Source organism: Streptomyces sp. NPDC059900, from assembly GCF_050270335.1.
GTDB lineage: Bacteria > Actinomycetota > Actinomycetes > Streptomycetales > Streptomycetaceae > Streptomyces.
The window spans coordinates 1-6849 of sequence record NZ_JBNNJZ010000446.1 but is presented as its reverse complement, the minus strand read 5'-3'; the positions used below and the strand labels follow the sequence as shown (position 1 = coordinate 6849).

At 70.6% G+C, this 6849-nt stretch carries 6 protein-coding genes and 1 riboswitch; of the genes, 1 reads left to right on the top strand and 5 read right to left on the bottom strand.

Going from position 1 to position 6849, the window contains the following annotated elements:
• The coding region (gcvP, locus tag ACQKIP_RS35620; RefSeq protein ID WP_427745087.1) for an aminomethyl-transferring glycine dehydrogenase at nucleotides 1-2285 on the bottom strand (2285 nt) is incomplete at its 3' end.
• Nucleotides 2286-2482: 197 nt separating this feature from the next.
• A riboswitch (glycine riboswitch) is annotated at nucleotides 2483-2580 on the bottom strand.
• A 144-nt stretch (nucleotides 2581-2724) separates the two neighbouring features.
• Between gcvP and ACQKIP_RS35615 the strand changes: the two genes are divergently transcribed.
• Nucleotides 2725-3105 (top strand): PRC-barrel domain-containing protein, encoded by a 381-nt coding sequence (locus ACQKIP_RS35615; RefSeq protein ID WP_365866062.1) that lies wholly within the window; start codon nucleotides 2725-2727, stop codon nucleotides 3103-3105.
• Between the two features lie 32 nt (nucleotides 3106-3137).
• Here the strand turns inward: ACQKIP_RS35615 and ACQKIP_RS35610 are convergent, their stop codons facing one another.
• From ACQKIP_RS35610 to ACQKIP_RS35595, 4 genes are all read right to left on the bottom strand, one after another.
• Nucleotides 3138-4634 carry a DNA polymerase IV gene (locus ACQKIP_RS35610; RefSeq protein ID WP_365866060.1) on the bottom strand — a complete coding sequence of 499 codons (1497 nt, stop codon included), beginning with the start codon at nucleotides 4632-4634 and terminating at the stop codon, nucleotides 3138-3140.
• An 84-nt stretch (nucleotides 4635-4718) separates the two neighbouring features.
• A complete protein-coding gene (locus ACQKIP_RS35605; protein ID WP_365866058.1) occupies nucleotides 4719-5354 on the bottom strand; it encodes a MerR family transcriptional regulator in 636 nt (211 codons plus the stop codon).
• A 172-nt stretch (nucleotides 5355-5526) separates the two neighbouring features.
• Entirely contained in the window at nucleotides 5527-6000 is a 474-nt protein-coding gene (locus ACQKIP_RS35600; protein WP_006123076.1) for a bifunctional nuclease family protein, read from the bottom strand.
• Between the two features lie 53 nt (nucleotides 6001-6053).
• On the bottom strand, nucleotides 6054-6737 hold the full coding sequence (locus ACQKIP_RS35595; RefSeq protein ID WP_427745086.1) for a MerR family transcriptional regulator: 684 nt from the start codon (nucleotides 6735-6737) through the stop codon (nucleotides 6054-6056).
• Nucleotides 6738-6849: the final 112 nt, after the last annotated feature.

Below are 6849 nucleotides of genomic sequence, written 5' to 3'. Positions count from 1 at the left end.
GCCGAGCCCCACGGCGCGGCGGAGATCGGCCCGACCCCCGTCTCGGGGCCCGCGGCGGGCTGCAGCGGATGGTTGGGCAGGTAGGGCGCGAGGTGCTCGCGCACACCGACCGGGCCGACGCCGGGGCCGCCGCCACCGTGCGGGATGCAGAAGGTCTTGTGCAGGTTCAGGTGCGAGACGTCGCCGCCGAAGTGGCCCGGCTTGGCGAGGCCCACCAGAGCGTTGAGGTTGGCGCCGTCGACGTAGACCTGACCACCGGCGGCGTGCACCTCCGCGCAGATGTCGGCGACGTGCTCCTCGAACACACCGTGCGTCGACGGGTAGGTGATCATCAGCACGGACAGCTCGTCGCGGTGCTTCTCGATCTTGGCGCGCAGGTCGTCGACGTCGATCTCGCCGTCGTCGCTGGTCTTGACGACGACGACCTTCATGCCGGCCATCACGGCACTCGCGGCGTTGGTGCCGTGCGCGGAGGACGGGATGAGGCAGACGGTGCGCTGGTCGTCGCCGTTGGCGCGGTGGTAGCCGCGCACGGCGAGCAGTCCGGCGAGCTCGCCCTGCGACCCTGCGTTGGGCTGCAGCGAGACCTTGTCGTACCCGGTGACCTCGGCGAGCCGCTCCTCCAACTCGCGGATGAGGGTCAGATAGCCCTGCGCCTGCGGGGCGGGCGCGAAGGGGTGCAGCTGCCCGAACTCGGGCCAGGTGACCGGCTCCATCTCCGTGGTGGCGTTGAGCTTCATGGTGCAGGAGCCCAGCGGGATCATGCCGCGGTCGAGCGCGTAGTCCCGGTCGGACAGCTTGCGCAGGTAGCGCAGCATGGCCGTCTCGGAGCGGTACTGGTGGAAGACGGGGTGCGTGAGGTACTCGTCCTCGCGCAGCAGCCCGGCCGGGAGCGAGTCACCGATCTCCGCGTCGAGCGCCTCGACGTCGGCCTCGACGCCGAACGCGGTCCAGATCGCGGTGAGTTGGTTGCGCGTGGTGGTCTCGTCGCAGGCAAGCGATACGTGGTCGGCGTCGACCTGGTGGATGTTGACGCCGCCCTCGCGGGCCGCGGCGACGAGCTGCTCGGCCCGGCCGGGCACCCGCACGGTCAGGGTGTCGAAGTACGCGCCGTGCACGACCTCGACCCCGCCCGCGGCGAGGCCCGCGGCGAGCAGGGTCGCGTAGCGGTGGGTACGGCGCGCGATGGACTTCAGGCCGTCGGGCCCGTGGTAGACCGCGTACATTCCGGCCATCACGGCGAGCAGCACCTGGGCGGTACAGATGTTGCTGGTGGCCTTCTCGCGCCGGATGTGCTGCTCACGGGTCTGCAGGGCGAGGCGGTAGGCCTTGTTGCCGTCCGCGTCCACGGAGACACCGACGAGCCGCCCGGGCAGGCTGCGGGCGAACTTCTCGCGCACCGCCATGTAGCCGGCGTGCGGTCCGCCGAAGCCCATCGGGACGCCGAAGCGCTGCGTGGTGCCCACCGCGATGTCGGCCCCGAGCTCGCCGGGCGAGGTGAGCAGCGTCAGGGCGAGCAGGTCGGCGGCCACGGAGACTATGGCGCCGAGCTCGTGCGCCTGCTCGATGAGGGGCTTGATGTCCCGTACGGCACCGGAGGCGCCGGGGTACTGGATCAGGACGCCGACGACACCGCGCTCGGCGACCTCGGCGGGGATGCCCTCGCTCAGATCGGCGACCACGACCTCGACGCCGGTCGGCTCCGCGCGGGTCTGGATCACGGCGACGGTCTGCGGCAGCGCGTCGGCGTCGACGAGGAAGACACCGTCCTTGACCTTGCCCATGCGCCGCGACAGGGCCATGGCCTCGGCGGCGGCCGTCCCCTCGTCGAGCAGCGAGGCACCGGAGGTGGGCAGGCCGGTCAGTTCGGCGACGACGGTCTGGAAGTTGAGCAGCGCCTCGAGGCGGCCCTGGGAGATCTCGGGCTGGTACGGCGTGTAAGCGGTGTACCACGCCGGGTTCTCCATGACGTTCCGCAGGATCACCGGCGGCGTGAAGGTCCCGTAGTAGCCGAGCCCGATCATGGAATCAAGAACCTGGTTGCGGTCCGCGAGGGAGCGCAGCTCGGCCAGGACCTCGGCCTCGGTGCGCGCGCCGGGCAGCTTCAGCGCCTCGGCGTTCTTGATCACATCCGGTACGGCGGCGGCGGTCAGCTCGTCGAGCGAGCCGTACCCGACCTGCGCGAGCATCTTGGCCCGTGCTTCCACATCGGGGCCGATGTGCCGCTGCTCGAAGGGAATGCCCTGCTCGAGCTGTGAAAGCGGGATGCGAGGGGTGGCGGTCATTGCGGAGGCCTCCGGGTCTGACGCGACCTGCGAGGGGCACCACGGCACGGGTACCCGGACGGCCTCCCCCTCTGTCATCTCAACCTGAGAGTTTCACCAGGCCGCGCCTCGCCAGAGGCACCGTCCCGGCTTTCACCGTCGGTGAGGAAGGGTTCCGAACGTGCCCGCCCGACGCCCGCCCTGCTTTCCAGAGTGACCTCGTCCGTGCGGTACAGGGGCCTGAGAGATTCCGGGGAGGAGTTGCTCCTTCGGCGCCCCCGGTGTTTCGACCGGAGAGCTCTCCCGCACGGGGTCAGCAGCCATCCGCCAGCCTACCAGCGAGGACCGCGACCCATCCCTCGAGTGGCCGCCTGCCCCGAAGTGCTCTTTCGTAGTGATTACGAACGAACAAGGATGAGTTACGCCCCACTTCGACAAGCCTCGACCAGTTGGAGGGACCGTGCAGACCGATATCGATCCGCGCAACCTGATCGGCCGGAAGGCGTTCGACCTGAACGGGGCCAAGATCGGCACGATCGACGAGGTCTATCTCGACGACGCCACCGGCGCCCCGGAGTGGGCCGCCATACGCACGGGGCTGTTCAGCCGGGACGCGTTCGTGCCCCTGGAGCCCAGCGAGCTCAGGAGCGACGGCACCCTGCGCATCCCCTTCGAACGCTCCCTGATCAAAGACGCCCCGGACTTCGGCGTGGGCCGCCATCTCTCCCCCGAACAGGAACTTCAGCTCTACCACCACTACGGCCTCGACATCACGCCCCCGCAGTCACCGCCTCCGCCGGACCAGGACTTCGGCAAGATCGCGGGCCAGGAGAGCACCTGAGGGCTCCCTGCGAGCCCGCTGCCGGGACATCGCTACACCAGGGGGCGCGACTCGGCCCCGTCCCCGTCCCCGGGCGAGGCCACCAAGGGCAAAGGCTCCGCGGGCTCAAGCGCAGGATCATCGGTCCGAAAGGTCCGCACCCGCCCCGGCACCGAGGACTCCGGCGTCTCGAAGCGCACCGTCACCCGCCCCAGGCCACTGCCCTGCACCCACCCGTGCCCGTACCGGGCATGCCGCACGTCGTGCCCGGCGGCCCACCGCCGCGCCCCGAGCGGCACTTCCCCGGCGGACGGCTCCTCCGCCGCCTCCGTGACCCCTTGCGCAGCCTCCGCGGTCCCCGTGGCCCCCTCCACCGCTTCCCCCGCAGCCCCGGCCCCGTCCTCGCCCTCCCCCGGCTCCAGAGCCTGTGCCCGGGCCTGCGCCTGGGCCTGCGCCTGTGCTTCCGCCTCGGCCTGTGCCTGGGCCTGCGCGAAGAGATCCTCCTGCGTGTAGTCGGCGAGCCCCGTGACCCCCACCCCCAGGAGCCGCACGCCCCCGGTGGTGTCCACGGACTCAAGAAGCCGCGCGGCGGCCTCCCGCACCACCCCGGGGTCGTCCGTGGGCCCGCGCAGCGTCTCGGAGCGCGTCAGGGTCGAGAAGTCGAACCGCCGCACCTTCAGGACGATGGTCCGCCCCGAGTGCCCCGCGGCCCGCAGCCGCTCCACACACCGGTCGGCAAGCCGCGCCACCTCGCCCCTGACGCGCACCCGGTCATGGATGTCCACGTCGTACGTGTCCTCGACGCTGACCGACTTGGATTCCCGCTCCGCCACCACGGGCCGCTCGTCCCGCGCGAGCGCCATCGCGTACAGCGCACTGCCGTGCGACTTCCCCAGGAGCCGTACGAGCTCGTCCTCGCCGGCCTCGGCGATCTCCCCCACCGTCGTGATCCCGCCCCGGCGCAGGTGGTCCCCGGTGGCGGGCCCGACACCGGGCAACGTCCGCACCGGCATCGGCCCGAGCAGGTCCCGCTCGATCCCCGGCACTATCAGCCGCAGCCCGTCCGGCTTGGCCTCCTCCGAGGCGATCTTCGCCAGCATCTTGGACGCGGCGAGCCCGACGGACCCCGCGAGCCCGGTCACCGCCTTGATGTCCGCCCGCAACCGCTCGCCCACCGCGAGCGCCGACGCCTGGTCGTCGGCCACGCCGCCCGCCTCCAGGTCGACGAAGGCCTCGTCCAGGCTGAGCGGCTCCACCAGCGGCGACAGCTCGCGCAGCAGCGTCATCACCTGGTCGCTGATCTCGCGGTAGAGACCGAAGCGCGGCACGAGATAGGCGGCATTGGGCGCCAGGCGCCGCGCCTGCCCCATGGGCATCGCCGAGTGCACCCCGAACCTGCGCGCTTCGTACGACGCCGTCGCCACCACGCCCCGAGGGCCGAGGCCGCCCACCACCACGGCTTTCCCGCGCAGACTCGGCTTCGCGGCCTGCTCGGCAGACGCGTAGAAGGCATCCATGTCGAGATGCAGAATCGTGGGCGCGGTTCTCACACCCCTGATGCTGCCCTACGCCACTGACAACGCCGCCGGGGCGCCACCGCACACCCCGGACCGGCCGCGGCCGTGGGGGCCGCCTCACACCGCCCTGTTGCGCCGCCTCGCGAGCTCATCGGCGGGGTTCTGCCGCAGCAGCGTCTCCCCGGTGTCGATCCGCTCGCCGTGCAGCTGCGAGAGCGCCGCTTCGACGTCCCGCCACACGACACCCACGGCGATGCCGAAGACGCCCTGGCCGCCCTGGAGCAGATCGTGGACCTCGTCGGGCGACGTGCATTCGTAGACCGTCGCGCCGTCGCTCATGAGCGTCAGCCGCTCCAGGTCCGTGAAACCGCCGTCGCGCAGATGCTGCACCGTGGTCCGGATGTTCTGCAGGGACACACCGGTGTCGAGGAACCGCTTCACGATCTTCAGGACGACGACGTCCCGGAAGTTGTAGAGGCGCTGCGTCCCCGATCCGCCCGCGGACCGCACACTGGGCTCGACGAGGCCCGTACGGGCCCAGTAGTCGAGCTGGCGGTAGGTGATGCCGGCGGCCGCGCACGCGGTCGGCCCCCGGTAACCGATCTGTTCCTGTTCGGGCTGTCCGGACGTGGCGTCCCCGCTCCCCTGAACGCTTGCCTGAACCACAATCGGCCTCTGCGGAGAGTGACCGGCCGTGCCGCTGTGAAGCGGGTACGGCCCACCCATCGCCGTACCGTCGCCGCTGCTTCTCACGCCGACCTCCGTCCTTGACCTGCCTTCTCGACGGTAGGCAGTTGCCAGGGGCTCGTCAACGATCGCCACACTCGGCACGCCGAGTGATAATCACCCTAAGAGTGGTTTGCCGTACCGCACCGCCGGGAAAGGCTAGCCGAATGGCCCGCCGAAACCCTGCGGAATCGGCGGACTACTGGCTGTTGGTGCCGAAGTCCTCGGGCGAGATCTGGTCGAGGAACTCGCGGAACTTCTCCACTTCGTCCTCCTGCTCGTCCGGAATGGCGATGCCCGCGTCGTCGAGGACACCGTCACTGCCGTAGATCGGCGTTCCGGTGCGCAGGGCGAGCGCTATGGCGTCGGACGGCCGGGCGCTCACCTCGACTCCGCTGGCGAAGACCAGCTCCGCGTAGAAGACACCTTCCCGGAGGTCCGTGATGCGCACCTCGGTGAGCTCCTGACCCACCGCCTCCAGCACGTCCTTGAACAGGTCGTGGGTCAGCGGCCGTGCGGGCGCCATCCCCTGCTGTGCGAAGGCGATCGCGGTCGCCTCCCCTGGTCCGATCCAGATGGGGAGGTAGCGATCGCCTCCCACTTCACGCAGGAGCACGATCGGTTGGTTGGAGGGCATTTCCACCCGGACACCTACGACGTCGAGCTCGTTCACACAGCAACCCTAGGACGTGCCCGGCCGGTTTGGGTAGTCGGGCACCTCCCGAGTCAGGGCAACCGCACCCCGAGCGCCGTCTGCACCAGTGCAGAATGCAGCTTTCCGGTCAGCCCGGCGAGTTCCTTCGTACGTGCTTCCGCATGGGCTCTGGTCTGCGGGTTACGGTGCCGGCGCAGCGGCGCGACGACCTGGTCGACGAGGCCGGCCTCGCGATCGGCCGCCGATTTCATGGTGCGCAGATGTCTGGGTTCGATACCGAACCGCCCGAGTTCGACGACGAGCGCGGCCACCGTCACGGCTTCCGCGTCATAACCGCCGTCGGGCAGGGGCACGATGAGCCCGTACGTCTCCCAGTCGGCCAGCTGCTCCGCCTCGATCTCCGCGGCGGCAAGCAGCTCGGCACGGCCGACACGGGCCGCGGTGGGCTCCTCGGCGTCACTCACGCCCCAGGCGTCACCCGGCTCGCGTGGTTGCCCCAGAGAGGGCAGTGAGACCCGCTCTCCGCGCTCTAGGGCGTCCAGGTGCTCCCGGATGACCTTGAGCGGCAGATAGTGGTCCCGCTGCATCCTCAGGACGTGACCGAGCCGCTCGACGTCCTCGGGGCTGAACTTGCGGTAGCCGGACGGCGTGCGCTCCGGCTCGATGAGCCCTTCCGACTCCAGGAAGCGGATCTTGGAGATCGTGACCTCGGGGAACTCGTCACGCAGCGCGTTCAGCACTGCGCCGATGCTCATCATCCGACGATCCTCGGCGGCGGGGGCGGTTTCGGGCCCCCCCCCCGCTTTTTTTGGGATGGGCCCTCCAGGGGGGGCCCCCCGGCGGGGTGCGGGGGGAGGTCAGAAAACG

Excerpts from the sequence above, each read along its gene's own strand:
- ACQKIP_RS35595 (WP_427745086.1), bottom strand. The coding sequence starts at position 6,737 with ATGAGCATCGGCGCAGTGCTGAACGCGCTGCGTGACGAGTTCCCCGAG.